The sequence below is a fragment of the Sandaracinus amylolyticus genome (genome assembly GCF_000737325.1).
GTDB classification, from domain to species: Bacteria; Myxococcota_A; Polyangia; order Polyangiales; family Sandaracinaceae; genus Sandaracinus; species Sandaracinus amylolyticus.
The window spans coordinates 6,471,247-6,496,189 of sequence record NZ_CP011125.1; the positions used below are offsets into that span (position 1 = coordinate 6,471,247).

The following is a 24,943-nucleotide window of genomic DNA, read 5'->3' on the forward strand; positions in this document are numbered from 1 at the left end:
TCAGTCGTCGCGGCGCGGACGGTCGTCGCGGGGACGATCATCGCGCGGACGGTCGTCGCGCGGACCGCGATCGCGATCGCGACGTCCGCCGCCACCACCCCCGCCACCGCCGTTGCGGCGCGCCGGGATGATCTGGATGCGGCGCCCGATCCCCTCGCCGTTCGACTTCGTCGACACGCCGGGGAACTTCGCGAGCGAGAGGTGGATCAGCCGCCGATCGCGCGCCGGCATCGGCTCGAGCGTCACGGTGCGGCCGAGCTCGACCGCGCGCTTCGCCTCGCGACGCGCCATGTTCACGAGGCTCGCGTCGTGGCGCTCGCGGTAGTCGCCGCTGTCGACGACGACGTAGCGACGCCCGTCGGGGAAGCGGTTCACCACCTTGTTCACGAGGAACTGCAGCGCATCGAGCGTCGCGCCCTTCTTGCCGATCGCGCGTCCCGCGTCTGCGCCCTGGATGTCGAGGACGACTTGCTCGTCGTCCTCGCGCACCGTCACGCGCGTCTCGAGGCCCATCCGATAGAGCACGCCGGAGAGGAACTCCATCGCCTCCTCGGCCTTGCCGTCGCCCGGCGAGCCTCGCGTCCCGCCCGACTCGCCCTCGAGCTCCTCGTCGTCCCCGAGGAGCAGCGCGCCCTCGAGCTCCTGCTTGCGATCGTCACCCACGACGCGACCTCCCGGGACCGCGCTTGCTCGCGCTCGCGCCCCCCGTGCCCTTGTCACCTTCGTTCGCCCCCGACTCGGTGGTCGTCCCGGTCGTCGCGACCGCGGCGGCCTGCGAACGGTTGAGACGCCACTCGTTCAGCTTCTGTTGTCCGATGCCCAGCACGGAGTTGGTCAACATGTACAGGCAGAGACCCGCCGGCAGGAAGAGCATGAACAACGTCACGATCACCGGCATGAACTGCATCACACGCGCCTGAGCCGGGTCCATCGAGGTCGGCGTCAGCTTCTGCTGCAGCCACATCAGCGCGCCGAGCGCGAGCGGAAGCACGAAGAACGGATCGGGCGCGCTCAGATCCTGCCACCAGAGCGCGAAGGGCTGGTGGTAGAGCTCGATGTTCGTCGAGAGCGACGCGTAGAGCGCGAAGAACACCGGCATCTGGAACAGCACCGGGAGACAGCCGCCCAGCTGCGCGAGCGGGTTGATCCCGTGCTTGCGATACAGCTCCATGATCGCCGCCTGCTTCTTCTCCGGATCGCTCGGGAAGCGGGCGTTGATCTCGTCCATCTCGGGCTTGAGCTTCCGCATCTGCGCCATCGAGCGGAAACTGCGGTCCGTCAGCGGGAAGAGCGCGATCCGGACCATGATGGTCAGGATGATGATCGCGATGCCCCAGTTGCCGACGTAGGTCTGGATGAAGCGCAGCAGCGACGCGAAGGCGCGCGCGATCATCGCGAACGTGCCGAGGTTCACGACCTCGGGCAGATCGTGGCCCGCGGCCTCGAGCGCGGCGGGCGTCTTCGGGCCGACGAACGCGAGCGTCTGCCAGACGTGCTGCTCGCCGGCATCGAGCTCGACGCGCGGGAAGAGCAGCGTCGCCTCGAAGAGCGAGCCGTGCGGCTCGCCGTCGACGTCACCGCGATTCGTCGCCTGCAGGCCGCAGAACTCGGCGGGCGTCTCGTGCGGCGCGATCGCCTGCACGAAGTACGTGTTCTCGACGGCGACGAAGTCGATCGCGCCGCCCCAGCCGTGACGCTCGAGCAGCGCCTCGCGATCCTTGCGCTCGGTCTCGTCGTCGTGGCGGCAGAGGCCCTGGCTGATCGCGGGCGAGCGGTTCCCGAAGAAGCTCGAGCCGCCCTCGGCCTCGCGCGCGACGTAGTGCCACGTCGACACGCGGAGGCGCAGATCGCGCTCGGTGCTGCCGGTGTTGCGCACCCGCACCGTCTGCCAGATCTGGTACGGGCCCTCGCCCGCCCGGAAGCTGCGCACGACCTCGACCCCGCGGCCCTGCCACGTGAGACGGACCTCGGTCGGCGAGACCTGCTCCAGATCCCACACGGCATCGACCGGGATCGACACGCCCGGCAGATCGATGCGCAGCGGGCGGTACTCCTCGCGATCCGTCGTCACGAGGTCCATCGCCGCTTCGGCCTGGCGATACCGCTCGGCCGTGAGCTGCACGTGCGTGAGCCCGCCGCCGAGGTTGTCGATCGTGGCGATCATGTCGCCGGTGGTGATCGTGCCGGTCGCGAGCTGGCCCTGGCGCGCGGCCGAGTCGCGGCGGACCTCGGCGTCGCGCTGCTCGCGCTGCTCGGGCGTCAGCTCGGCGGTCTCGCCCCCGTCGGGCGTGGTCTCCTCGGGCGAGCCGAAGAAGTACTGGGCGCCGTAGTAGATCGCCAGGAACGCGCCGGCGACGAGGAGCATCGTCGGCAACGAGCGCTGATTCTCACCTTGCATCGGCGTTCGCCTCGATGGGAGCGGAGGGTCCCGATCTGCCGGGCAGCTCGGGCGGCGGGTCCCATCCCCCCGGATGGAAGGGATGGCACCGACAGATGCGCTTCACGCCGAGCCATCCGCCGCGCGCGGCGCCGAAGCGCTCGATGCACGTCGCGGTGTAGCGCGAGCACGTGGGCTGGAAGCGGCAGACCTGGCCGATCAGCGGGGACAGCGTCCACCAGTAGATCCGGATCAGGAAGAGCATCGCGCGGGCGATCACGGCGCGCCTCCTCCCCCACGGCGCGGCGCCGGCCCGCGCGGTCCGCGCGGACGGTGCGCTCCGGAGAGCCCGCGCTGCGCGCTCTGGATCTCCGCGAGCACGTCCGCGAAGCCCAGCGTGTGGGCGCTCTCCTTCGCGATCGCGACGACGTCGCACGCGACGGGGAAGAGCTCGCGGTGGCGGCGGAAGACCTCGCGCATGACTCGTTTGACCCGGTTGCGGCCCACCGCGCCCGCGACCTTGCGCGTGACGGTGATGCCGAGCCGCGTCGGGCCGCCCTCGGGGCGAGGGAGCACGGCCAGAACGAAGTGCGGGGTATGGATCTTCCGTCCCGAGCTCTGGACTCGACGGAAGTCGACGCGCCGCTTGAGGCGATCGTCGGGGCGCAACGTCTCGCGGGTCGAGCCGCGCTCGACCCGAGCGGCTGCTGCGTCGACGATCGATGCGTCGACGAGCGCTCGCGCCTCGGGCTTGGGGTCGGGGGCCATGCTCGGATGGGTCGGGCTCGCTGCCGAGAGCAGCACGCGAAGCGTGCGCCTCTTCGGCGGACACGTCGTCGCGGCCGAGCCCATCACGAGAGCCTCGACCGCATGAGCGGACGTTCGATCCCGGCGCGCGGCTCCGGCATGCGCGACGCCCGTCACGAGGTGTTCCCCTCTCGAGGGGTGGCCCCGCGACGGGCTGCGCTCCCGACGCCGTCGGGCATGCGGCTACTTCTTGTAGATGCTCGGGACGAGGCTGTGACGGCCCTTGGCGCGACGACGAGCGAGGACCTTGCGGCCGTTCTTGCTCGCCATGCGGGCGCGGAAGCCATGGGTGCGCAGCCGGCGCGTGGTGTGCGGCTGATAGGTGCGCTTCACGAGAACATCCCTCCGGGGGCCCCGGCCCTTCGGGGACCGGAAAAATCAGGGCGCGGAAATAAGCACGCGCCACGAACGGCGTCAAGCGACGCTCGTGCTCTGGCGCCCTCGCGCCTCATCCGGCCGAGCGGGGCAGGAGCCCGGCATCGACGAAGGAAAAGTAGCCTTCGCGCCCCACCACGACGTGATCGAGGACGCGCACGCCGAGCAGCGTACCCGCCCTCACGAGGCGATCGGTGAGGGCGATGTCGTCGGCGCTCGGCGTCGAATCGCCGCTCGGATGGTTGTGGGCGAACACCACGCTCGCCGCGGCCTCGCGCAGGATCGCGCGGAACACGTCGGCCGGCGCGACCGGGCACGCGGAGAGCCCGCCGACCGCGATCTTCAGCTCGGCGGAGACGCGGTTCTTCGCGTCGAGCGCGAGCGCGACGAACTGCTCGATCTCCTGATCGGCGAGCCGCGGCCGCAGGAGATCGTCGACGTCGCGGCTGGTCTCGATCTTCGGTCCCGGCGACCACGGGCGCTGCTGCACGCGACGGCCGAGCTCGATCGCCGCCACGAGCCGCATCGCCTTCGACTCGCCGAGCCCGTCGATGCTCGAGAGACCGCCGACGCCGCTCCGCGCGAGGCCCGCCGCACCGCCGATCTCGCGCACCACGCGCGCCGCCAGCACCGTGACCGGCTCGCGCGCGCTGCCGGTGCCGAGCACCAGCGCGACCAGCTCTTCTTCGCTCAGCGCCTCGCGCCCTTCCCGCCTCAGGCGCTCGCGCGGTCCGTCTCCTGCGAAGCTCTCGACCACGTGCATCACGACGCCTCCTCGCGCCGGCGCTGCGCATCGCGCGTGCCGGTGTCGCGCCGCGCGATCTCGTGCGTTCTCGCGGCGTCGGGTGGCGGCGTGGCGGGCGGAGAGGTGGCGGCCGCCAGGCGCATCTGGTAAGCGCGCGGCCGCCATGACGGTCGATCGGCGCTGGCTCGCGTTCGTCGGGATGTGGGTCGCGGCGATCGCCGCGATGGTCGTCATCTACGTCACGCAGGAGCGCGCGCCCGATCCGCGCGCACGCTCCGCGGACGCCGCGCCGGTGCACGATCATCAGGCGCGCGCCGAGGGCGCGATCACGAGCGCGCCGCCGCGCCCCGCCGAGCCCGGCCCGCCGCGACAGTTCCGGTCCGATCGGCGCCACACCGCGCGCAGCGCGTTCGCCGGCCCGGCGTCGGCAGCGCTCGCGTGGGAGGTCGAGACGGGCGGGCACGTCAGCGCGCAGCCGGTCGTCGGCGAGGACGGCACGATCTACGTCGGCTCGCACGACCACCACCTCTACGCGATCACGCGCGATGGGCGGGTGCGCTGGCGCCGCGATCTCGGCGGGCCGATCTACTCGACCGCCGCGCTCGCCGACGGGCGCGTGTACGTCGGCTCGGACGCCGATCGCTTCTTCGCGATCGACGCGACCAGCGGCGAGATCGTGTGGCACCTCGACACCGAGGACGACGCCGACACCGGCGTCGCGATCGCGCCCGACGGAACGCTCGTCTTCGGCGCGGGCGAGGACGTGTTCGCCGTCGATCGCGAGGGCACGGTGCGCTGGCGCTTCCGCACCGGGCTCAAGGTGTTCGCGACCCCCGCGATCGACGAGGACGGCACCGTCTACGTCGGCTCGCAGGACGATCACGTCTACGCGATCGCGCCCGACGGACGGATGCGCTGGCGCTTCCAGACGCGCGACGACGTCGATGGATCGCCGGCGATCGGCGACGACGGGACGATCTACGCGGGCAGCGACGATCACCGTGTCTACGCGCTGCACCGCGATGGGACGCTGCGCTGGTCGACCGACGTCGACGGGGACGTGCGCGCGCCGCTCGGGCTCGGTGAAGGCGTCGTGTACGCGGGCGTGTTCGCGCCGCATCCGCGGGTCGTCGCGCTCGACGCCGCGAGCGGGCAGGAGCGCTGGAGCTTCGCGATCACCGCGGGCGAGTCGGGCGGAAGCGTGTCGAGCGGACCGCTCGTCGATCGCGACGGGAACGTCTACTTCGGGGCCGACGACGACTTCGTGTACTCGCTCGATCCCGGCGGGCGGCTCCGCTGGTTCTTCCGCGCGCACGGCAACGTCGACGGCGAGCCGATCATCACGCCCGAGGGGCTGCTGATCGTGGGCGCCGACGATCATCGCGTGCGCGCGCTGCGCGCGGAGTGATCACGGCGTGTAGGATTCGCGCATGCGGATCCTCTACGGCGTCGTCGGTGAAGGGATGGGCCACGCGATGCGCTCGCGCGTCGTGCTCGAGCACCTTCTCTCGCAGGGTCACGAGGTCGAGATCATGGCGTCGGGGCGCGCCGTGGACTTCCTCCAGAAGCGCTTCACCGGGACCGAGGTGAACCGCATCCACGGCCTGCACATCGTCTACGAGGAGAACCGCGTCCGGCGCGGCAAGACGCTCTTCGAGAACGTCTTCAAGGGCACCGCCGCGCTGCCCAAGCAGATCGCGGCGTACTTCGAGCTCATCGGGGACTTCGCGCCCCAGTGCGTCATCAGCGACTTCGAGTCGTGGACGTACTTCTACGGCAAGGCGCATCGCCTCCCGGTGATCAGCATCGACAACATGCAGGTGCTCAATCGCTGCTGGATCGACGACGAGGCGATCGAGGGGCACCGCGCGGACTTCGAGATCGCGAAGGCGTTCGTGAAGAGCAAGCTGCCCTTCTGCGACTGGTACCTGATCACGACGTTCTTCCATCCGCCGATCCGCAAGGAGCGCACGTCGCTCCACAAGCCGATCCTGCGCCCCGAGATCCTCTCGGCGAAGCGCTCGCGCGGCGATCACCTGCTCGTCTACCAGACCGCCGAGGGCTACGAGGGGCTCGTCGAGACGCTGCAGAAGACCGGGCTCGAGTGCCGCGTGTACGGCATGCGCCGGAACATCGCGGCGGAGCAGGTCGAGGGCAACCTGCGCTACCGACCGTTCAGCGAGACGGGCTTCATCGACGACCTCGCGTCGGCGCGCGCGGTGATCGCGGGCGGCGGGTTCACGCTGATGGGCGAGGCGGTGTTCCTCCACAAGCCGATGCTCAGCGTGCCGGTGGGCGGCCAGTACGAGCAGGTGCTCAACGGACGTTACCTTCAGAAGCTCGGGTACGGGCGGTACGCCGAGTCGCTGGACGACCCGAAGGTCGTGCACGACTTCGTCGCGTCGATCGAGCGGTGCGAAGAGGCGCTCGCCACCTACGACCAGAAGGACAACGCGCCGCTGATGCGCGAGCTCGATCAGCTCCTCGACCGGGCCGCCGCGGGGCTGTGAAATCGCGGTTAAACCGAGCGACCCGTCTGGAACGAGATCGTTGCGATCGCTAGCATCGGCCGCCTAGAGGTGGCTCATGCAGCGGCTCTCTCGTCTTGTCTTGATCGTCGGCTCGCTCTCGCTCTTCGCCTGCACCGAGCGTGAGCCCAGGGACGCGACCGACGCGGGCGGCGGCGGCTCGCCCGACGCGAACACCGCGCTCGACGGCGGCCCAGTCGACGCCCGCATCGACGATGCATGCGGGAACGGGCGTTTCGTCGAAGGTCTCGAGCAATGTGACGACGGGAACCTCACGCCCGGCGACGGCTGCAACGCGACCTGCATGCTCGAGGACGGATGGCGCTGCCCGGGCGCGGGTCTGCCCTGCGTCGCGCGCGAGTGCGGCGACGGAATCGTCGCGGGCGTGGGCGCGCTCGGCGAGGAGTGCGACGACGACAACGCCGCTCCGGGCGACGGCTGCTCGGAGACCTGCAAGGTCGAGGACGGCTGGGTCTGCGAGGCGAGCGGGTGCCGTCGCACGGAGTGCGGCGACGGAACGGCCGAGGGCAGCGAGGACTGCGACGACGGCAACGAGTTCCCGTTCGATGGTTGCTCGGAGTGCGTGGTGGTGCCGCAGTGCGCGGTCGGCGCGTGCGCGTCGGTGTGCGGCGACGGGATGAAGTTCCCCGACGAGCCGTGCGACGACGGGAACGTCGCGGCGGGCGACGGATGCTCGCCGACGTGCGCCATCGAAGAGGGCTGGGGCTGCACCGCCGAGCCCGACGAGTTCCCGCCGGTGTCGCTCGAGGTCCCGACGGTGTTCCGCGACTTCGTGATGGTCCCGACCGCGGCGGGCACCGCGCACCGCGACTTCAACCACACCGTGGGCTCGCAGGGCGTCTCGCCGGGGATGGTCGAGGCGATGCTCGATGCGAACGGCGATCCGGTCTACACGGGCATCTGCGAGATCGGCGCGACAGCGGGGACGTGCCGCGGCGACGCGGCCGGCAACTGGCAGACCCACAGCGAGCTGGAGTGGAACCAGTGGTACCGCGGGGGCCCTCTCGCGCGAGAGGTGGTCTCGTCGCTGACGCTCACGCGCGGCGCGAGCGGTACGTACACGTACTCGCCGGCGGGCGGCGGCTTCTTCCCGCTCGACGGGCAGGGCTGGGTCGAGGCGCTCGTCGAGCGCGAGGACTGCACGCCGGCGCACAACTTCGGGTTCACCTCCGAGGTCCGCTACTGGTTCGTCTTCGAGGGCGGCGAGCAGCTCACGTTCAGCGGCGACGACGACGTCTGGGTGTTCGTCGGAGGCCAGCTCGCGCTCGACCTCGGGGGCATCCACGGCGAGCTCACGGGAACCATCACGCTCAACGCGGACGGCACCGCGTCGTGCACCGGGAGCTGCGTGCAGCCGTCTCGCAACCTCGGGCTCGAGGTCGGACGCATCTACGAGGTCGCGCTCTTCCACGCGGAGCGGCGCGGCTGCGGCTCGAACTTCCGCCTCGATCTGAACGGGTTCGATCGCATCCAGTCGAGCTGCCAGGAGGTGTGCGGCGACGGGATCCTCACGCGCGGCGAGCAGTGCGACGACGGCAACGAAGTCGACGACGACGAGTGCGGCAACGACTGCGAGTTCACCGGACCGATCTGATCACGCGGGAGGCGGTGGGCTCGGCGACGGCTTCGCGATCGCCGCGCCCACCGCACCACCGATCGCGCCGAGCGCGGGCGAGAGCGCGAGGTACGCGAAGAACGTCGCCGCGCCCGCCCACACGAAGCGCAGCACGTCGGAGCTCGTGAGCTCGACGTCGTTCGAGAGGAGCGGCGCGATCAGACCGCCGCTCGCGAAGAGCATCTCGCGCAGCGCGGCGACCACGCCGCCGACGAGGCCCGCGACCGAGCCGGTGATCAGCCCGACGAGCGCGCCCTCCGCGGGCTCCATGCGAGCGCTCGCCTTCTGAACGATCGCGAACGTCGCGATCGCGCCGGCGATCGCCGCCCACGGCATGCAGCAGCAGTCGAACCCGGCGCGGATCGGCAGCGCTTGCAGCAGCCCGCCCGCGACGCCGAGCGCGGGCGCCCACGGCATCCAGAACGCGCGCGTGGCGGAGTGCGCGAACGGGCCGCGACCGGTGGGCGTCGACGTCATTGGTAGATCCTTACCTGCTACCGGCCTGCGCCGGCGGTTGGTCAAGACCCCCGTTCAAACCGTGCGTGCGGATTTCCCGCACACGGCTTACGGGCAGTCTCTCGAGTCGCTGCATTACGCGACCTCCTGGAAGAAGGCTCGCTCGGGGTACTGCACGGTCCCTCGCAGGCGATGAAGTCCGAGGCTCCAGAAGTACTCGCGCGTCCACCTGCTCGACTCCCCCGGCTTCAGATGCCGGCCCTTGCGCTCCACGCGCAGGTCCCGCAGCCGACGCCAGACGTAGCTGTCGAGTTGGTTGAATTTCTTGGCGGCATTTCCGGTGCGGAAGTAGTTGCCCCAGCCCCGCAGCACGGGGTTGAGATCGGCGATCACCTCGCGGAGATCCGCGTGGCACCGCCTCCTCGGGGTCAGCTCCTTCACGCGCTGTCTCACCCGCTTCATCGCACGCGCGGACGGCCAGCGATGCAGGAAGTACAGGCGTTTGCCTTTCCTCTCCCACAGCGCTCCGCTCATGCGTTTGTGCAGGTGATGTCCGAGAAAATCGAAGCCCTGCTTGCCATCGTAGAGCTCGACTCGCCTCGTCTTGTCCGGATGCAGCTCGAGACCGAGGCGCCCGAGGATGACTCGAATGCGCCTCTCTGCCTCTTCGCACTCGCGCTTCGTCTTGCACATCACGACGAAGTCATCCGCGTAGCGCACCAGCGTCCCGGGCGGGGCGCTCCTGCGCATCCACGTCACGTCGAGCACGTGCAGGTAGATGTTCGAGAGCAGCGGAGAGATGACTCCGCCCTGCGGCGTTCCCGCGATGTTGCGAGTCACGACGCCCTCGTCCATCACGCCCGCTTCGAGCCACTGCCGCACCAGCTTGAGCATCCGCCGATCCGAGATGCGTCGAGCGACCAGCTTCATCAGCTTGTCGTGATCGATGCTCCCGAAGTAGTCGCGGATGTCGGCGTCGAGCACGTGGTGATGCCCCTTCGCGCCGAGCTTCCTCAGCGTCTCCAGCGCACCCAGCGCGCCCCGCTTCGGCCGGAAGCCCCACGAGCACGGAAGAAAGTCCGCCTCGAAGATCGGCTCCAGCACCAGCTTCGCCGCCATCTGGACCGCTCGATCCCGGACCGTCGGAATCCCCAGCGGCCGCTTCCTTCCATCTGCCTTCGGGATGTACCGGCGCAGCACCACCTCGGGCCGGTACGTCTTGCTCCGCAGTGCGTCGCCGAGCTCTTCGAGGAAGCGCTCGACTCCGTACTGCTTCACCTCGGCGATCGTCTGGCCATCGACGCCCGCCGCGCCCTTGTTCGCCTCGACTCGCTTCCACGCTTCCCGAAGGACGTCACTCCTCCAGATGTGGTCATAAAGAGCGTGAAAACGTCTTCCAGGTGCTCGCTTGGCCGCGACCCACAGTCGCCTCTGCAGTTGTCGCACTTCTTCGCGCGGCCTACGGCCGCCGGGGTCGTTAGGTCCGGTCCTGCCGGCCATTCCCTCGCGCTTACCTGCTTCCTCGACGTGACTGCCCCAGGGACCCTTCCCTCCCGTCGCGTTGTTCTGCACGACGTTCGTCGACATCGCCGACGCGATGCCGTGCGGTACTACGATCCCCTCGGACTCCCGCTGCGCGGCGGCCGATTTCGCCTTCGGCTTATACGGCGCGCTTCGCCCCGACGAGGGCTGCGCAGACGGGCCTCTCGTGTTCCGCGCTTCTCCGTGATCGCGTGCTGCGCCCCATACCCCGCCGAGACTCGATGCGCGCTCCGGAACAGACGCTTCGAGCGTGGCCTTCGCCGTGAAATGAGCGGCTCGGCTCTCGGATTGTTCATCTGACGAGGCTGCAGGCTTCACTTCATGTTGCGGCCCGCGATCTTGCTCCCCGCTGCACAGCTCTCGCTGCCTGACAGGCTTTCGACGCCCCGCTCGGGACGACGGGATCTCTCCCGACGCCCGGGGCCTGCTACTCGGCGCTCCGGTGCCTACCGAGGCGGGACTCTCACCCGCAGGAGAAACGCAGCGCGCAGACGTCGGCCCTACGGCTCGACCTTCGTCTGCGTCACGACGCACCATCTCGTGATGGTACGCGGCTGTCGCGGCACTCCGCCCCGGCTGCGACCGGTCGCCACGAGATCGCGACGCTCGCGCCGCTGCGTCGTGGGCGCACGCTTTGCTGAACGCAGACGTGTGACGACGACGTCCTTGGATCGCGCGGACCATCCGCCGTCCCCGCCGAAGCTGCGCCCGCGGTTGCACCTTCCGCGCGCGCAGTGGCTCGGCCTCTTGCTCTTCACGCTGCCGCCGGCGCTCGCGCTCGGAGGCCTCTTCGACGCGCACGAGGAGCACGTGACGCGACGCGTCGGCCCGCTCGAGGTGCACGCGGAGATCCCGCAGCGCGTTCGCCAGAACCGCTACGCGATGGTGCAGATCGATCTCGTGAATCGGGGGGACCGCGCGACGCGCGCGGAGGTCGCGATCTCGCCCGAGTACGTGCGCGAGGCGATCGCCGTCGAGATGACGCCCGCGCCGCGACGCGCGTGGGCGTCCGACGTCGGACCGATCGAGCCCGGCGAGCGCGCGCGCGTGGTGCTCGAGCTCCAGGCGGACGGCGCCGGCCCTCACGCGGGCGTGCTGCGCGTGCGCGACGAGAGCGGCGAGGAGACGCGCATCGAGCTCTCCACGTTCGTGTTCCCGTGAGAGGAGAGGCGCTGTGGACACCGTGTTTCGCGTCGCGATCGTCTACGTGGTGCTCTTCTTCGCGTTCCGCGTGATGGGCAAGCGCGAGCTCGGCAGCCTCACGCCGTTCGAGCTCGTCACGCTCATGATCGTCCCCGAGATCGTCTCCGAGGCGATGCACGACGGCGATCACTCGCTCACGAACGCGGCGATCGGCGTGATGACGCTCTTCCTGCTCGTGTTCGCGACCAGCGTCATCACGCATCGGTTCCCGCGCGCGGCGAAGGTGCTCGAGAGCCAACCCACGGTGCTCGTGTCCGAAGGCAAGATCGTCGAGGACGCGATGAACGTGGAGCGCGTCTCGGTCGAGGATCTCTTCGGCGAGATGCACAAGGCCGGCATCTCGCGCCTCGAGGACGTGCGCTGGGCCATCCTCGAGGGCGACGGGCGCATCGCGATCATCGCGCGGGATCGGACGCCGGCGGGGTCGCGCCCGACGCTGCGGGACGAAGTGCTGACGTGAGCGCGGGGCGCGTGACGAGCCAGATGCCCGCGAACACCGCGAGGCCGGTGACGAGCACGCGCGGGCTCGGGCTCTCGTCGAGGAACGTCCACGCGAGCCACGCCGCGAAGAGCGGCTGGACGTAGACGTAGATCGCGACGACCGACGAGCTCGCGAAGCGCAGCGCCCACGCGTTCGCGAGGTACGTGAAGACCGTCGGCACGAGGACGACGTAGAGGACGAGCCACCACGTCTCCACGGCAATCGAGGGTGCCTGCGCGACGAGCGCGGGCACGCCGAGCGGCAACGCGAGCAGCGCGCCCGCGGCGAACCCGATCGCGACGACGCGGATCGATCCGTGTCGCCGCGCGAGATCGCGCACCAGCACGAGGTAGAACGCGTACCCGATCGAGTTGCCGACGACGAGCAGATCGCCGAGCGCGCCGTCCGCGTCGATGCGCGGCCCACCGACGAGCCAGACCACGCCGGCGAACGCGACGAGCACGCCGAGCAGCGCGTTCGCGCGCGCCGCCTCGCGGCGCAGGAGGATCGCGACCAGCACCGTGAAGATCGGGATCGTGGCGACGAGCACGGTCGCGTTGACGGCGCTGGTGAGGCGCAGGCCGTGGAGGAAGAGCACCTGGTTGCCGAAGATCCCGAGCGACGCGCAGCCCGCGATCGCGAGCACGTCGCGCAGCGGGACCGGCGCGGCATCGCGCTCGCGGCGCGCGAGCGCGAGCACGCCGAACACCAGCGCTCCGCCCGCGAGACGGATCAGCGCGAGCGCGCTCGGGTCGAGCGTGCGCACGACGACCTTGCCGGCGACCGAGAGCGACGCGAACGCGATCTGCACGCCGACCAGCGCGGCGTGCACGAGGGCGCGCGACGGCTCGCCCGAGGTGGATGCGACAGCCAAGCGCGCGCAGCCTGGGCCGCGGCGCCGCGGAGGTCGAGGGCCAACGATCGGCTCGCCCGGCGTCCCTCGCGTCCGCGCGTTGCGCGGTCCCGTCGGGGTCCGCCGGGACGAGCGCTCCTGCAGAGGGCCACGGGTTGCGTGCTCGGTGCCCGTTGCGATATGCGCGGACTCGACATGCCGAGACCGACCGACACCGCCGCCTGGAACGAGCTCTCGAAGCACGCCGACGCGATCCGCGGCGTCCAGCTGCGCGAGCTCTTCGCGAAGGATCCCGCGCGCGCCCAGCGTTTGGTGCTGCACCACGACGACCTGCGCGTCGACCTCTCGAAGCACCGCGCGACCGACGAGACGCTGCGCCTGCTCACGACGCTCGCGGAGCAGTGCGGCGTGCCCGCGATGCGCGATCGCATGTTCGCAGGCGAGCCGATCAACGACACCGAGGGACGCGCGGTGCTCCACGTGGCGCTGCGCAATCGCTCGGCGCGGCCGATCGTCGTCGACGGCGAGGACGTGATGCCCGACGTGCGCGAGGTGCTCGATCGCATGCGCGCGTTCGCCGACGAGGTCCGGAGCGGCGCGCTGCGCGGCGCGAAGGGCGATCGCATCACCGACGTCGTGAACATCGGCATCGGCGGCAGCGATCTCGGTCCGCTGATGGTGTGCGAAGCGCTGAGCCCGTACTGGATCGGCGGGCCGATCCGGCCGCACTTCGTGTCGAACGTCGACCCCGCGCACCTCGCGCGCACGCTCCACGATCTGCGCCCCGAGACGACGCTCTTCGTCGTCGCGAGCAAGACGTTCACGACGCAGGAGACGATCGCGAACGCGAAGGCGGCGCGCGCGTGGCTCGTGAGCGCGCTCGGCGAGGTCGCGGTGCGCTCGCACTTCGTCGCGGTGTCGACGAACCACGCGAAGGTCGGCGAGTTCGGCATCGCGCGCGAGCGCACCTTCGGCTTCTGGGACTGGGTTGGCGGGCGCTACAGCTTGTGGAGCGCGATCGGCATGCCGATCGCGCTCGCGATCGGGTTCGAGCACTTCGAGGCGCTGCTCGCGGGCGCGCACGGCATCGACGAGCACTTCCGCACCGCGCCGCTCGAGCGGAACGTGCCGGTCGTGCTCGCGATGCTCGGCGTCTGGTACGCGGCGTTCTTCGACGCCGAGACGTTCGCGGTGCTGCCCTACTCGCAGGCGCTCCATCGCATGCCCGCGTGGCTCCAGCAGGGCGACATGGAGAGCAACGGCAAGTCGGTCGATCGCCAGTCGAAGCGCATCGAGGGCTACACCACCGGACCGATCGTCTGGGGCGAGCCGGGCACCAACGGACAGCACGCGTTCTACCAGCTGCTGCACCAGGGCACGCGCCTCGTTCCGGTCGACTTCCTCGCGCCGCTCGAGCCCGAGTGGCCGCGCCCCGGCACGCCCGAGCCGCTCGCGTCGATGCTGCGCGATCAGCACACGCTGCTGCTCGCGAACATGATCGCGCAGGCCGAGGCGCTGATGGTCGGCAAGTCGCTCGAGGCCGTGACGCGCGAGCTCGAGGCGCAGGGCCTCTCGAAGGACGCGATCGATCGCCTCGCGCCGCACAAGGTGTTCGAGGGCAACCGCCCGAGCACGACGATGACGTTCCGACGCCTCGACCCGCGCACGCTCGGCGCGCTGCTCGCGATCTACGAGCACCGCATCTTCGTGCAGGGCGTCATCTGGAACGTGAACAGCTTCGATCAGTGGGGCGTCGAGCTCGGCAAGCAGCTCGCGAAGACGATCGAGGGTGAGCTGCGCGGCGGCCCGTCCCAGCCGCACGATGCGTCGACGGCGGCGCTCGTCGCCGAGGCGCGCAGCGTGATCCGGTGAGCGACGACCTCGCGCCCCTCCCCGTCGAGCTGCTCCACGCGCAGCGCGGCTATGCGCTCGCGTGGAGCGCGCCGTGGGGCGCGGCCGCGTCGATCGTCCAGCGCTTCGCGCCCGAGTACGCGCGCCCGCCGATCCCGCTCGGCACGAGCGATCGCACCCGCAGCGACGCGCCGCGCCTGTTCCACGTCGACGAGGGCATCGCGTGCGTGTGGTGCCAGGACGACGGCGCGTGGCTCGCCATCATCGGCGACGACGGGCGCGGGCTCGTGCGCGCGCCCGAGCGCGTGGCCGCGGGCGCGCGCAGCGTCGCGATCGCGCCCTCGCGCGGCGAGACCCACGTGCTCACCGAGGACGGCGAGAGCGTGCGCGTGCTCGTGGTGAAGGCCGACGGAACGCTCGCGCGCGCGCCCGAGCCGCTGATCGTGCAGCACGGACGCGTGCGCCTCGCCGCGGCGCGCGCCGGAGAAGCGCCGCTGCTCGTCGCAGCCTACGCGAGCGAGCGAAGGCTGATCGTCGCCGACGCAACGCGCGGGCGCGCGTCCCTGGTGCGCCACGATCTCCCGGGCGACGTCACCGCGCTCGACGCGCACGGCGCAGGAGCGCGCGTCGCGTTCGCGCTGGTCTACGACGACGGCGAGCTCGTCGAGGCTGCCGTGCTCGATCGCGCGGGGAAGCTCGTCGAGCGACGTCACGTCGTGCTGCGCGAGACCGGCGCGCGATACGCCGACGTGCGCGTCACGTGGATCGAGGACGACTTCCACGTGGTCGCGCGCGACGCGAGCACCGATCGCGCGATCGTCGTCGCCGTCGGGAGCGCGAAGCGCGTGCTCGAGATCACGAAGGTGCGCGGCCCCTTCGCGGTCGGGTACCAGGAGAAGGGGCTCTCGCTCGCGCAGGTCTTCGCCGACGGCGACACGAGCGTGCTGCGCGTCACGCGCGAGCTGCGCGACCCCTCGGTGCGCGAGGTGCGCGAGCCGGCCCCGCCCACGCTGCGCGTGCGACGCGCCGAGGAGCAGACCGTGCGCTGCTTCGACGAGCTCGAGCGCATGCTCGGCACCGCGGGCTACCGCGATGCGCGCGCCGTGCGCGTCGCGGTGCCGACCGGCGCGGCGCTGCGGCTCGAGAGCGAGGGGCAGCACGTCGAGCTGCGACCCGACGGCGAAAGCTTCCGCCTCACGCTCGTCGCGCTCGAGGACGGGATCACCGAGCCCGCGCGCGACGGCAGCGTCGAGCGCCTCGCGCGCTGGGTCCGCGAGCGCGTGTCGGGCGACGCGAAGGCGCACGCCGAGCGGGATCACGCGCTCGGCGTGGCGCTCGCGGGTGCGCTCGAGGCCGCGCTCGTCCACGTCGAGCGCAACGAGAGCGGTCTCCGCTTCGAGCTGATGCTCTCCTCGATCCCCGCGGCGCAGCGGCTCTCGGCGTGGCTGCACCGCGCGCGCACGCTGCTCGCGCAGCGTTGATCAGGACGGCTTCTCGTCGCCGCCCTCGCCTTCGTCCTCGTCGTCGTCCTCGCCGTCGAGCGCGCCGAACATCTCCTGCAGCTGCGCGAGCTTCGTCGGATCGGAGAGCAGCTGCGTGCGCACGTCGTCGACCATCCGCTGGAACGCGGGGTCGCTCATCAGCGCGCCGAGATCGACCGGCATCTCGCCCGCGCCGTGCTGCTCGACCATCCGCTTCATCTCGGCCTCGGTGTCCGCGTCGACGCTCGGCGACATGCCCGCCGACATCGAGCGCGCGAGCTCCATCATGCGCTGCGGGTCCGCGCCGCCCGCGCCCGCCATCGCGTCGCGAGCGCGCGCGATCGCGCTCTGCATCTCGGGGCTCGACATCGCGTTCATCATCGTCGCGAGCAGGTCACCGCCCTCGAACGCGCCCTCCTCGTCCTCGTCGAGCGAGATCCACGTCCCGCCCTCCCCGATCTCGTCGACCACCGACTCGTACGTCTTGCCGCTCGGTCGCGCGACGTCGGGCAGGATCAGCACGCCGCGCTCGTCGCGATGACGATCGAGCGCGTCCCCGACGGCGCGACGGAGCGCGTGCGCGAGCTCGTCGGGCTCGGACGCGAAGCTCGCGCGCGTGCGCACCAGCACGCCGTCCGAGAGCGTGCGCACCACGGCGCCTTCGGGGAGGTCCGAAGCAGAGAGACGGAGGAGAGCGATCGCGTCGAGGGCCATGTCGCGGAGCATCGTCGCAGCGATGCCCCGGTGCAATCGTGGGGACCCGAGTCGCGGCTACTCGGCCGCGAGCTCGTCGGCGAGACGCACCTCGTGCACCGACCCGCTCGCGTTCTCGCGCACGCTCACGCGCAGCGACGCGCGGCCGCCGAGCGCGCGCACCGCGATCTGCACCGCGCCCTCGCCCACGCGCCACGGCACGATGCAGAGCCCCTGCGCCGCGACCACCGAGCGCTGATCACGGCGCCCCGACGCCCACGTGATCACCAGCTCGACCTGCTCGGGGATCGCGCCCGAGCCCGCGCGCACCCGCAGCAGGAGCGGCGGCGCGGGTGGGCGCTCGCCGAAGCCACCGAACAGGCGTCGCAAGAGGCTCATGCGTCGCCATGGTTCGTATCACGACTCGCCGAAGAGATTCACGTCCCCCCGGTCGTGGACATCAACGCAGTGCGTCGAGACGATCCTGCGCCGTCTGCCGCTGATCGGGGTCGCGCACCATCCCGATGTACCGCTCGTACACGCGCGCGGCCTCGTCGCGACGGCCCATCTGCTCGTACGCGTACGCCATGTCGAAGAGCGGCCCGGGATCGCGCGGCGAGGGCTCGGCGCGCGACCACGCCTCGAAGTGACGCGCAGCCTCGGGCCACCGCGACTGCGAGCGGTACGCGGTCGCGAGGTTGAGGTGGATGTTCGCGTCGTCGGGCGCGCGCGCGAGCGCCGCCTCGAGCGCGCTGATCGCGTCACCGGCGCGCCCGACCTGACGCAGCGCGACCGCGTAGTTGTTGAGCAGATCGGGGTTGCCCGGGTTCTCGCGGAGCCCGTTCTGGTACGCGGTGATCGCCTCTTCGATGCGCCGCATGCGGCGCAGGCACGCACCGAGGTTGCCCCAGCTCGACGCGTCGCGCGCGTTCAGCTCCACCGCGCGCCGCAGCTCCGGCACCGCTTCCTCGCAGCGCTCGAGGCGCGCGAGCGCGGCGCCCGCCATCGCGTGCCCGTCGGCGTCGTTCGGCTCGAGCTCGATCACGCGACGGAACGACGCGAGCGCCTGCTCGTACTGGCCCTGCTGCCGCAGGATCGATCCGATCGTGAAGTGCGCCGCCGCGTGCTGCGGGCGCATGCGCACGACCTCCTGTGCGGCGGCGAGCGCTTCGGGCAGACGCCCTGCGCGCTTGTGCGCGAGCGCGACGCGGTACTGCGCCTCGAAGTCCTGCGCGTGAACGCGCTCCGGCGGCGTCATCGCGATCGCGAGCGCGATCATCGAGAGGGCGGCGAGGGCGGCGAGCGCTGATCTCATCGAGGCATCCTCCGGTCGTGCTGCGACGCGAGCACGCGCGCGGCCATTCTAGACGGGTCTCGTGCGCGTGCGTCGAGGGTATGCTCGCGCCGTGGACGAGAGGCAGACGCGCCCCGCGACGAGCGCGAAGGATCCGTGGATCGGCGCGACGCTCGACGGGCGCTACCGCGTGCTGCGCAAGATCGCCGAGGGCGGGATGGGCGCGGTGTACGAGGGCGAGCAGATCGCGCTCCAGCGCCGCGTCGCGATCAAGGTGCTGCACGCGCACCTCGCGCGCGACGCCGACATCGTCGTGCGCTTCCGCCGCGAGGCGCTCGCGACGACGCAGATCGGTCATCCGCACATCGTCGAGGTGCTCGACCTCGGCGAGATGGACGACGGCTCGCTCTTCATGGTGCTCGAGCTGCTCGAGGGCCGCGATCTCGCGCGCGTGCTGAAGGACGAAGGGCCGCTCTCGGTCGCGCGCGCCGCGAAGATCGTCGTGCAGGTGTGCGAGGGCGTCGCGGCCGCGCACGCGAAGGGCATCGTGCACCGCGATCTCAAGCCCGAGAACGTGTTCCTCACGACGCGCGAGGGCGACTCGGACTTCGTGAAGGTGCTCGACTTCGGCGTCTCGAAGATCCGCGACGCGATCGACGGCGCCGACGCGCGCACCCGCACCGGCACGGCGCTCGGCACGCCCTACTACATGGCGCCCGAGCAAGCGCAGGGGAAACGCGACGTCGATCACCGCGCCGACGTCTACGCGGTCGGCGTGATCCTCTTCCGGATCCTCACCGGGCATCACCCGTTCGACGACACGTCGTATCCGATGCTCGTCCTCAAGATCTGCACCGAGCCCGCGCCGCGCATCGCGGAGTGGCGCACCGACGTGCCGCGCGAGCTCGTCGCGCTCGTCGAGCGGATGCTCGCGAAGGAGCCGAACGATCGCCCCGCGTCGATCACATCGGTCCGCGACGCGCTCCTCCCGCTCCGCGCCAGCGACGCCGCGCCCGCGCTCACCGGCGCGGCCCCCCGACCTCCCGCGCGCCCTCGCTGCTCGAGTCGCGCGATCACTCGCCCGCTGCGATGGCCGCCACCCAACGACGCACCACCCCCGAAGAAGAGGAAGAAGACGCCGCCGCGGCGAGCCGCGTCGCAGGCAGCTCGCGCGCGCCGATGCTCGCCGGGCTCGCGCTGCTCGGCTTGCTCACGATCGCGATCGTCACGTACGCGATCACCGGTCGCGATCCCGAGGTGCCGCGCGACCCCGATCCGATCGCGCTCCCGACGCCGCGCGATCCGGTCACCCGCGCGCTCGCGCCGCGCGGCGGAGACGGCGGCGGATGGACGTGGCTGAACCCGCGCCCGCGCGCGATGCCGACCTGGTACGACGTCGACGTCGGCGGCCCCGGGCTCGTGGTGCTCGTCGGCCAGGACGGCGCGGCGGCGCGCTTCCTGAACGGGCTGCTGGTGACGTGGCGCAGCGGCACCGCGCGCTCGCTGCGCTCGGTGGCGTGGGTGAGCGACGACAGCGCGCTCGCGGTCGGCGATGCGGGCACGATCGTGCGCCTCACGCCCCAGGGCCCGCGCGCGATCACGAGCGGCACCGATCAGACCCTGCGCGCGGTGCTTCCGATCTCGAGCCTCGAGGCGCTGATCACGGGCGACGCAGGCACGCTGCTGCGCGTCCGCGGCGAGGACGTCAGCACGCTCGACACCGGCACGACGGTCGCGCTCACCGCGGCGCACGAGCGCGGCGACGTCGTGTGGATCGTCGGCGAGCGCGGCACGATCCTGCGCTTCCAGGACGGCACGCGCGCGACCGAGGACTCGGGGCTCGGCGTGACGCTGCGCGCGATCGGGGCTGCGCGAGCGGCGATCTCTACGCGGGCGGCGACCAGGCGACGCTGCTGCGCCGTCGCGCGACCGGCGCGTGGCAGAACGTGCGCACGTCGCTCGACACCGGCGAGTCGATCACGTCGATCACGTGCGACCGCGGGCGTGCGGCGATCGTGGGCAGCGAGGGCACGGTGCTGCTCGCGTCGGGCACGAACGTCGTGCGCATGCCGAGCGGGTTCGATCGCGGATGGCACGGCGTGTCGGGCGCGCGCGACGAGACGACGTGGATCGCCGGCGCGGGCGGGCGCATCGCGACGATCGAAGAGGACTACGTGCGCACCGCGACCGCGGGCCCGACGGTGCCGCTGCGCGACGTCGCGACGATCGGCGGCGCGCTGGTCGGCGTCGGCGAGTGGGGCCGGATCGTGCGCGAGCGCGAGCACGGCTTCGAGGAGAGCACGTCGCCCACCGACGCCGGGCTCGCAGCGCTCGCGGCGATCGACGAGTCGCGGCTGCTCGCGGTGGGCGATCTCGGCGCGATCGTCGAGGTGCGCTGGGACGGCGCGACGCTCGTGCAGTCGCCGACCGACGCGTCACTGCGCGATGTGCTGATCGGCAGCGACGGTCGCGTGCTGGTGGTCGGCACCGGCGGGACGCTGCTGCGCGGGACGGTGGAGTCGCTGAGCGCGTCGCGGGTGCGCGACGCCGGCGATCTCTGGGCGGTCGAGGGCACGCCCGACGAGGCGATCGCGGTCGGCGACGGAGGCACGGTGGTGCGAATCACGTCGACCGGCGCGGAGCGTGTGCCCTGCGACACCGAGCGCTCGCTGCGCGCAGTCCTGCGCACTGGCGACGGCGGCACGTGGGCGGTCGGCGAGGCGGGCACGATCGTGCGGATCGGCGCGAACGGGTGCACGCGCGAGCACGACGGCGACGCGACGCTCGACGCGATCGCGCACGGCCCGGACGGGCGCCCGCTCGCGGTCGGAGAGCGCGGCACCGCGCTGGCGCGCAGCGCGGACGGCACGTGGTCGCCGATCGAGCTCGACCTCGGCGGCAACCACGCGCGAGAAATCGAGCGCCTCGGTCGTCACGTGTACGTGGTGGGCACCGGCGGCGTCATCGTGCGCCACGTGATCGCCGACGGAACCTGACGAGGGCGCGCGATCGATACGCGCATCGTCTCGGCGTGCCCTCCGGGCCCGACGGTCGCGACGCGGAGCCCCCTCACGGTCGACGAACACTGGGCGCGGCGTTGGTCGGTGCCCTCCGGGCTCGACGATCGCGCCGCGCGGCGTCGCGCCGTGCCCTCCGGGCTCGACGATCGCCGCGCGCCGCGTCGGTACGTGCCCTCCGGGCTCGACGATCGCCGCGCGCGGCGTCGCGCCGTGTCCTCCGGGCTCGACGATCACCGTGCGCGGCGTCGCGCCGTGCCCTCCGGGCTCGACGATCACCGCGCGCGGCGTCGCGCCGTGCCCTCCGGGCTCGACGATGCCCGCGCGCGGCGTCGCGCCGTGCCCTGCGGGCTCAGCAGGGGCCGTCGTGGGCGACCGAGACGCCCTGCGAGTTCGCGACGCAGCGCGTGGGATGCGTCTGCCCGTCGCAGCCGCACACGGGCGCGAATTCACGGGTGCACATCTGGGGGCGCGGCCGGCACACACCCGGCACGTCGGTCGCTCCGCACTGCGCCGACGCCGCCCAGTCGCAGAACTCGTCCGCCCCGCAGGGCGCCATGCCGCGGCTGCCGCAGGCGCGCTCTCCGCCGGCTGCGCCGCCACCGCCCGCCGCGGTGCACTCACCCTGCGACGCGACGCTCACGCCCGCGCGGTTCGCGTCGCACTCGTTGCCGTACGTGCGCCCGTCGCAGCCGCACACCGGCTGGTAGATCTCGGCGCACACCTCGGGCTGCGCCTGGCACGTCCCGCTCTGGTCGCCGGCGCCGCAGTGGCTGCCGAAGTTGCAGAACTGGCCCGTCGGACACTGCACGCCCGCGATCCCGCCGCACATCGCGCCGCCGCCCGCCGCGCCCCCGCCGCCGCCCGTCGGCTCGCCCGGCGGGCACTCCCGGACGATCCAGGCACAGCGCCCGTTCGCGTCGCGCGCGCACGCCGGCCCGGCGACCGTCACGCCGTCCGCGCAGGGGCTGTTCGGCATCTGCGGGCGCGGCCCGCAGGCGCTCTCGTCGCACGAGTCACCGCCGGCGTGCTGACCGCCGCCGGCGCCACCGCCCGACGTCCCGCCGTTCCCACCGCCACACGCCGCGAGCACACCCGCGAGCACGAAGAAGACACCCAGAGCTCGGTTCGAACGCATGACACCTCGATGTGGTTTCCGGAACGCGCACCAAGTGCCCGCGGGCGTGCGCCTCGGCTCACGAACGTTCAGCGACAGGCTTCGGGCACGTCGAGGCCCGTCGCCCGGAGCGACGAGCGGAAGCCCTCGAGCGCACCCTGACAGGCCTCGTCGCGCGCCTGTCCTTCGAGCTCCACGGCGAGCGCGAGCGAGACACACGCCTCGCCCGCCTCGCCGCGTCCCGACGCAGGCAGCGCCGCGACGTACGCCGGACAGCACGACTGCGCGCGAGCGCAGGCGTCGGCAGGCGCGCGCGCGTCGCCCGTCGCCTCCGCGGCCTCGTCGGTCGCGGGCGGCGTCGGGGCGGGAGCGCTCTCGGCGACCGAGGGTGGAGGCGCCGGCTCGGCGGGCGCGCTCTCCGGAGCCGGAGGCGCGCTCTCGCCCGAGCCACAGGCGCTCCACACCACGACCAGCGCGAGCGCCCACCCGCGACGGTCAGCGCGGGGCGGCGCGGACCGCATCGCGCGGCAGGGGCGGCTGCACCTGCTCCGGCTCTCGGCGGGGACGCACGCGCGTGCGGGGGTCGGGACCGCCCGGGCGCACCTCGGGATCGGGCGCCTCGATACGCGGCGGCGGCGCCTCGCGCTGCGGCGGATCGGGGAGCACGACGGTCGCGCCGCCGCCGGTGCGGGGCGGGGGCGTGGTCACCGTCGCGCCGCGGCCACCACCGCGGGGCGCCTCGGGCGCTTCGACCTGACGCGGCGGCGGCGCGGTCACCGTCGCGCGCGGCGGCGGCGCGACCGGCACCTCGGCCTCCTGGCGCGGCGGCGGCGCGGTCACCGTCGCGCGCGGCGGCGGCGCGACCGGCACCTCGGCCTCCTGGCGCGGCGGCGGCGCGGTCACCGTCGCGCGCGGCGGGTCCTGGCGCGGCGGAGGGGTCGTCACGGTGACGCCACCGCGCGGCGGAGGCGTCGTCTCACGAGGCGGCGTGACCACCACGGTGCCACCGCGCGGCGGCGGGGTGGTCTCGCGCGGCGGCGTCACCGTCACGGTCCCGCCCGACGACTGCGGAGGCGGCGTCACCGTCACCGTCCCGCCGCGCGGCGGAGGCGTGACCACCACGGTGCCGCCCGACGACTGCGGAGGCGGCGTCACCGTCACCGTCCCACCGCGCGGCGGCGGCGTCACCGTCACGGTCCCGCCCGACGACTGCGGAGGCGGCGTCACCGTCACCGTCCCGCCGCGCGGCGGAGGCGGCGTCACCACCACCGTCCCGCCCGACGACTGCGGAGGCGGCGTCACCGTCACCGTCCCACCCGCGCGCGGCGGAGGCGTGACCACGACCGTCCCGCCCGACGACTGCGGAGGCGGCGTCACCACGACCGCTCCGCCCGCCCGCGGCGGCGGCGTGACCACCACGGTCCCGCGGTGCCCCGGCGGCGGCGTCACCACGACCTGCCCGTCGCGGCGGCGGCACCCGCCCGGGTCGTACACCCACCCGGCGCCCCGGCGCTCCCAGTGCGGCTGGATGTACGCGCAGTCGGGCTGCGGCTCGAGCCAGTAGCCGTCGACCCACACGTACGTGTTCGCCTGCCACTCCCAGTGCGCCTCGACCCAGATCGCGCCCTGCATCGGCGGGGCGGGCGGCGTCACGACGACGGCGGGGCGGGGCGGCGGCGCGCTCGCCACGATCGTCGCCGAGCCGCGCGCGCGCACGGTCGCGCCACCGCAGCCGGCACCGGCGATCGAGAGCGCCACGAGCAGGAGAGGAACGAGTCGTCTCACGGGTCCTCCGGGGTGAGCCATCCAGACGTCCGGGCGGATTCTCGCCGCTCCCGCCGTCCGGTGCACGCGTTCATCGACGCGCGGTCACCCTGCCCGCTTCACGCGCGAGAGTCACGCGTCACGGGCGAGCCGGGCGCCGGTAGTCGCGCGGCGTCATCCCGACCGGCCGCGCGACGCGCGCCGCGTCGAGCTCGGCGAACGCGCGCTCGAGCGCGATGGTGATCGTCGCGACGTTCTCGGACTCCGCCATCTTCGGGTAGACCCACGCGAGCGCGGTCACGACCCCGCGCATCAGCATGCTCTCGATCACGACGAAGCTGCGCACCGTCAGCGCCGCGACGTCGGGCGCCTGCGCGGCCGTGAGGTCGACGATGCGCTTGCGCGCCTTGGGCGACGGCGCGCCGGTCGCGAACGTGTCGGTGATCAGCACGAAGCGCGTGCGGCTCGCCCGCGCGCGATCGACGACCTCCCCGTGCACCGCGAAGTAGCGCTCGACCAGCGCCTCCGTCGGCTCCCCGAACCACGTCGCGATCACCACCGGCCACGCGCGCGTGTCGACCACCACCGACGACGCGCCGTCGACCACGACGACCGTGCCGCTCTCGCCCCCGCCCTGCCCCATGCGGGGAGCCATCGTACCGGAGGTCGCGTGCCGGGATCACCGACGAAAACGCGCGAGCGCGCGCCCGCGAGACCGCGAGC

At 72.4% G+C, this 24,943-nt stretch carries 25 protein-coding genes; 9 read left to right on the forward strand and 16 right to left on the reverse strand.

What is annotated here, in order from left to right; genetic code table 11:
- The 6 genes from DB32_RS27195 to radC form a co-directional block, all read right to left on the reverse strand.
- Positions 1-663, reverse strand: a complete 663-nt coding sequence (locus tag DB32_RS27195) for a Jag family protein (RefSeq protein ID WP_053235557.1) — start codon at positions 661-663, stop codon at positions 1-3.
- On the reverse strand, positions 656-2,365 hold the full coding sequence (gene yidC, locus DB32_RS27200; protein ID WP_240481367.1) for a membrane protein insertase YidC: 1,710 nt from the start codon (positions 2,363-2,365) through the stop codon (positions 656-658). The genes DB32_RS27195 and yidC overlap by 8 nt, the downstream gene beginning before the upstream one ends.
- A gap of 22 nt (positions 2,366-2,387) precedes the next feature.
- On the reverse strand, positions 2,388-2,642 hold the full coding sequence (gene yidD, locus DB32_RS27205; RefSeq protein ID WP_240481368.1) for a membrane protein insertion efficiency factor YidD: 255 nt from the start codon (positions 2,640-2,642) through the stop codon (positions 2,388-2,390).
- A gap of 11 nt (positions 2,643-2,653) precedes the next feature.
- On the reverse strand, positions 2,654-3,181 hold the full coding sequence (gene rnpA, locus DB32_RS27210; RefSeq protein ID WP_169791572.1) for a ribonuclease P protein component: 528 nt from the start codon (positions 3,179-3,181) through the stop codon (positions 2,654-2,656).
- A gap of 186 nt (positions 3,182-3,367) precedes the next feature.
- Positions 3,368-3,517 (reverse strand): 50S ribosomal protein L34, encoded by a 150-nt coding sequence (rpmH, locus tag DB32_RS27215; protein WP_053235561.1) that lies wholly within the window; start codon positions 3,515-3,517, stop codon positions 3,368-3,370.
- 115 nt (positions 3,518-3,632) lie between these two features.
- Positions 3,633-4,538, reverse strand: coding sequence for a RadC family protein (radC, locus tag DB32_RS27220; RefSeq protein WP_083457822.1), 906 nt, complete (start codon positions 4,536-4,538; stop codon positions 3,633-3,635).
- Here radC and DB32_RS27225 point away from each other — a divergent pair.
- The 3 genes from DB32_RS27225 to DB32_RS27235 all read left to right on the forward strand — a co-directional run bounded on the left by DB32_RS27225 (position 4,468) and on the right by DB32_RS27235 (position 8,447).
- Positions 4,468-5,712 (forward strand): outer membrane protein assembly factor BamB, encoded by a 1,245-nt coding sequence (locus DB32_RS27225; protein WP_053235563.1) that lies wholly within the window; start codon positions 4,468-4,470, stop codon positions 5,710-5,712. The genes radC and DB32_RS27225 overlap by 71 nt on opposite strands.
- Positions 5,713-5,734: 22 nt before the next feature.
- Positions 5,735-6,814, forward strand: coding sequence for a glycosyltransferase family protein (locus DB32_RS27230; RefSeq protein ID WP_053235564.1), 1,080 nt, complete (start codon positions 5,735-5,737; stop codon positions 6,812-6,814).
- A 76-nt stretch (positions 6,815-6,890) separates the two neighbouring features.
- Positions 6,891-8,447, forward strand: coding sequence for a DUF4215 domain-containing protein (locus DB32_RS27235; RefSeq protein ID WP_083457823.1), 1,557 nt, complete (start codon positions 6,891-6,893; stop codon positions 8,445-8,447).
- On the opposite strand, the gene DB32_RS27240 is transcribed toward DB32_RS27235, so the two are convergent.
- Both DB32_RS27240 and ltrA read right to left on the reverse strand, forming a co-directional pair.
- Positions 8,448-8,945, reverse strand: coding sequence for a hypothetical protein (locus DB32_RS27240; RefSeq protein ID WP_053235566.1), 498 nt, complete (start codon positions 8,943-8,945; stop codon positions 8,448-8,450).
- 114 nt (positions 8,946-9,059) lie between these two features.
- Positions 9,060-10,511, reverse strand: coding sequence for a group II intron reverse transcriptase/maturase (ltrA, locus tag DB32_RS27245; protein WP_205627084.1), 1,452 nt, complete (start codon positions 10,509-10,511; stop codon positions 9,060-9,062).
- A 606-nt stretch (positions 10,512-11,117) separates the two neighbouring features.
- On the opposite strand from ltrA, the gene DB32_RS27250 reads away from it, so the two are divergent.
- Positions 11,118-11,627 carry a hypothetical protein gene (locus DB32_RS27250; protein WP_053235567.1) on the forward strand — a complete coding sequence of 170 codons (510 nt, stop codon included), beginning with the start codon at positions 11,118-11,120 and terminating at the stop codon, positions 11,625-11,627.
- Positions 11,628-11,640: 13 nt separating this feature from the next.
- Complete coding sequence (locus DB32_RS27255; RefSeq protein ID WP_053235568.1) at positions 11,641-12,129, forward strand: DUF421 domain-containing protein; 489 nt, start codon at positions 11,641-11,643, stop codon at positions 12,127-12,129.
- Here DB32_RS27255 and DB32_RS47155 read toward each other — a convergent pair.
- Positions 12,065-13,024 (reverse strand): DMT family transporter, encoded by a 960-nt coding sequence (locus DB32_RS47155; protein WP_169791573.1) that lies wholly within the window; start codon positions 13,022-13,024, stop codon positions 12,065-12,067. The genes DB32_RS27255 and DB32_RS47155 overlap by 65 nt on opposite strands.
- A gap of 174 nt (positions 13,025-13,198) precedes the next feature.
- Between DB32_RS47155 and pgi the strand changes: the two genes are divergently transcribed.
- Together pgi and DB32_RS47160 are read left to right on the forward strand one after the other, a co-directional pair.
- Positions 13,199-14,875: a glucose-6-phosphate isomerase gene (gene pgi, locus DB32_RS27265; RefSeq protein WP_053238974.1), complete on the forward strand. Its 1,677-nt coding sequence runs from the start codon at positions 13,199-13,201 to the stop codon at positions 14,873-14,875.
- The gene (locus DB32_RS47160) at positions 14,872-16,335 is read left to right on the forward strand and encodes a hypothetical protein (protein ID WP_053235570.1); all 1,464 of its coding nucleotides are present in this window, start codon (positions 14,872-14,874) and stop codon (positions 16,333-16,335) included. The genes pgi and DB32_RS47160 overlap by 4 nt, the downstream gene beginning before the upstream one ends.
- On the opposite strand, the gene DB32_RS27275 is transcribed toward DB32_RS47160, so the two are convergent.
- The 3 genes from DB32_RS27275 to DB32_RS27285 all read right to left on the reverse strand — a co-directional run bounded on the left by DB32_RS27275 (position 16,336) and on the right by DB32_RS27285 (position 18,343).
- Positions 16,336-17,049, reverse strand: a complete 714-nt coding sequence (locus tag DB32_RS27275; protein WP_157069447.1) for a hypothetical protein — start codon at positions 17,047-17,049, stop codon at positions 16,336-16,338.
- A 57-nt stretch (positions 17,050-17,106) separates the two neighbouring features.
- Positions 17,107-17,427: a hypothetical protein gene (locus DB32_RS27280; protein ID WP_053235572.1), complete on the reverse strand. Its 321-nt coding sequence runs from the start codon at positions 17,425-17,427 to the stop codon at positions 17,107-17,109.
- Between the two features lie 61 nt (positions 17,428-17,488).
- On the reverse strand, positions 17,489-18,343 hold the full coding sequence (locus tag DB32_RS27285; RefSeq protein WP_075097643.1) for a tetratricopeptide repeat protein: 855 nt from the start codon (positions 18,341-18,343) through the stop codon (positions 17,489-17,491).
- A gap of 91 nt (positions 18,344-18,434) precedes the next feature.
- On the opposite strand from DB32_RS27285, the gene DB32_RS27290 reads away from it, so the two are divergent.
- Positions 18,435-19,682, forward strand: coding sequence for a serine/threonine-protein kinase (locus DB32_RS27290; RefSeq protein WP_053235574.1), 1,248 nt, complete (start codon positions 18,435-18,437; stop codon positions 19,680-19,682).
- Positions 19,683-20,268: 586 nt separating this feature from the next.
- Complete coding sequence (locus tag DB32_RS27295; RefSeq protein WP_157069448.1) at positions 20,269-21,318, forward strand: beta propeller repeat protein; 1,050 nt, start codon at positions 20,269-20,271, stop codon at positions 21,316-21,318.
- Positions 21,319-21,691: 373 nt separating this feature from the next.
- Here the strand turns inward: DB32_RS27295 and DB32_RS44485 are convergent, their stop codons facing one another.
- The 4 genes from DB32_RS44485 to DB32_RS27315 all read right to left on the reverse strand — a co-directional run bounded on the left by DB32_RS44485 (position 21,692) and on the right by DB32_RS27315 (position 24,863).
- On the reverse strand, positions 21,692-22,477 hold the full coding sequence (locus DB32_RS44485) for a Kazal-type serine protease inhibitor family protein (RefSeq protein WP_075097644.1): 786 nt from the start codon (positions 22,475-22,477) through the stop codon (positions 21,692-21,694).
- A 68-nt stretch (positions 22,478-22,545) separates the two neighbouring features.
- Positions 22,546-22,977 (reverse strand): hypothetical protein, encoded by a 432-nt coding sequence (locus tag DB32_RS27305; protein ID WP_053235576.1) that lies wholly within the window; start codon positions 22,975-22,977, stop codon positions 22,546-22,548.
- The gene (locus tag DB32_RS47170) at positions 22,952-24,241 is read right to left on the reverse strand and encodes a YXWGXW repeat-containing protein (RefSeq protein WP_157069449.1); all 1,290 of its coding nucleotides are present in this window, start codon (positions 24,239-24,241) and stop codon (positions 22,952-22,954) included. Before DB32_RS47170 ends, DB32_RS27305 begins: the two co-directional genes overlap by 26 nt.
- Before the next feature lie 118 nt (positions 24,242-24,359).
- On the reverse strand, positions 24,360-24,863 hold the full coding sequence (locus DB32_RS27315) for a hypothetical protein (RefSeq protein WP_053235578.1): 504 nt from the start codon (positions 24,861-24,863) through the stop codon (positions 24,360-24,362).
- Positions 24,864-24,943 lie beyond the last annotated feature (80 nt).

Coding starts and splice junctions, on each gene's coding strand:
- DB32_RS27280 (WP_053235572.1), bottom strand. CDS start 17,427: ATGAGCCTCTTGCGACGCCTGTTCGGTGGCTTCGGCGAGCGCCCACCC.
- DB32_RS27275 (WP_157069447.1), bottom strand. CDS start 17,049: ATGGCCCTCGACGCGATCGCTCTCCTCCGTCTCTCTGCTTCGGACCTC.
- DB32_RS27225 (WP_053235563.1), top strand. CDS start 4,468: ATGACGGTCGATCGGCGCTGGCTCGCGTTCGTCGGGATGTGGGTCGCG.
- DB32_RS27315 (WP_053235578.1), bottom strand. CDS start 24,863: ATGGGGCAGGGCGGGGGCGAGAGCGGCACGGTCGTCGTGGTCGACGGC.
- DB32_RS44485 (WP_075097644.1), bottom strand. CDS start 22,477: ATGCGTTCGAACCGAGCTCTGGGTGTCTTCTTCGTGCTCGCGGGTGTG.
- radC (WP_083457822.1), bottom strand. CDS start 4,538: ATGACGACCATCGCGGCGATCGCCGCGACCCACATCCCGACGAACGCG.
- DB32_RS27235 (WP_083457823.1), top strand. CDS start 6,891: ATGCAGCGGCTCTCTCGTCTTGTCTTGATCGTCGGCTCGCTCTCGCTC.
- DB32_RS27285 (WP_075097643.1), bottom strand. CDS start 18,343: ATGAGATCAGCGCTCGCCGCCCTCGCCGCCCTCTCGATGATCGCGCTC.
- DB32_RS27305 (WP_053235576.1), bottom strand. CDS start 22,977: ATGCGGTCCGCGCCGCCCCGCGCTGACCGTCGCGGGTGGGCGCTCGCG.
- pgi (WP_053238974.1), top strand. CDS start 13,199: ATGCCGAGACCGACCGACACCGCCGCCTGGAACGAGCTCTCGAAGCAC.
- ltrA (WP_205627084.1), bottom strand. CDS start 10,511: ATGTCGACGAACGTCGTGCAGAACAACGCGACGGGAGGGAAGGGTCCC.
- DB32_RS27240 (WP_053235566.1), bottom strand. CDS start 8,945: ATGACGTCGACGCCCACCGGTCGCGGCCCGTTCGCGCACTCCGCCACG.
- DB32_RS27230 (WP_053235564.1), top strand. CDS start 5,735: ATGCGGATCCTCTACGGCGTCGTCGGTGAAGGGATGGGCCACGCGATG.
- yidC (WP_240481367.1), bottom strand. CDS start 2,365: ATGCTCCTCGTCGCCGGCGCGTTCCTGGCGATCTACTACGGCGCCCAG.
- yidD (WP_240481368.1), bottom strand. CDS start 2,642: ATGCTCTTCCTGATCCGGATCTACTGGTGGACGCTGTCCCCGCTGATC.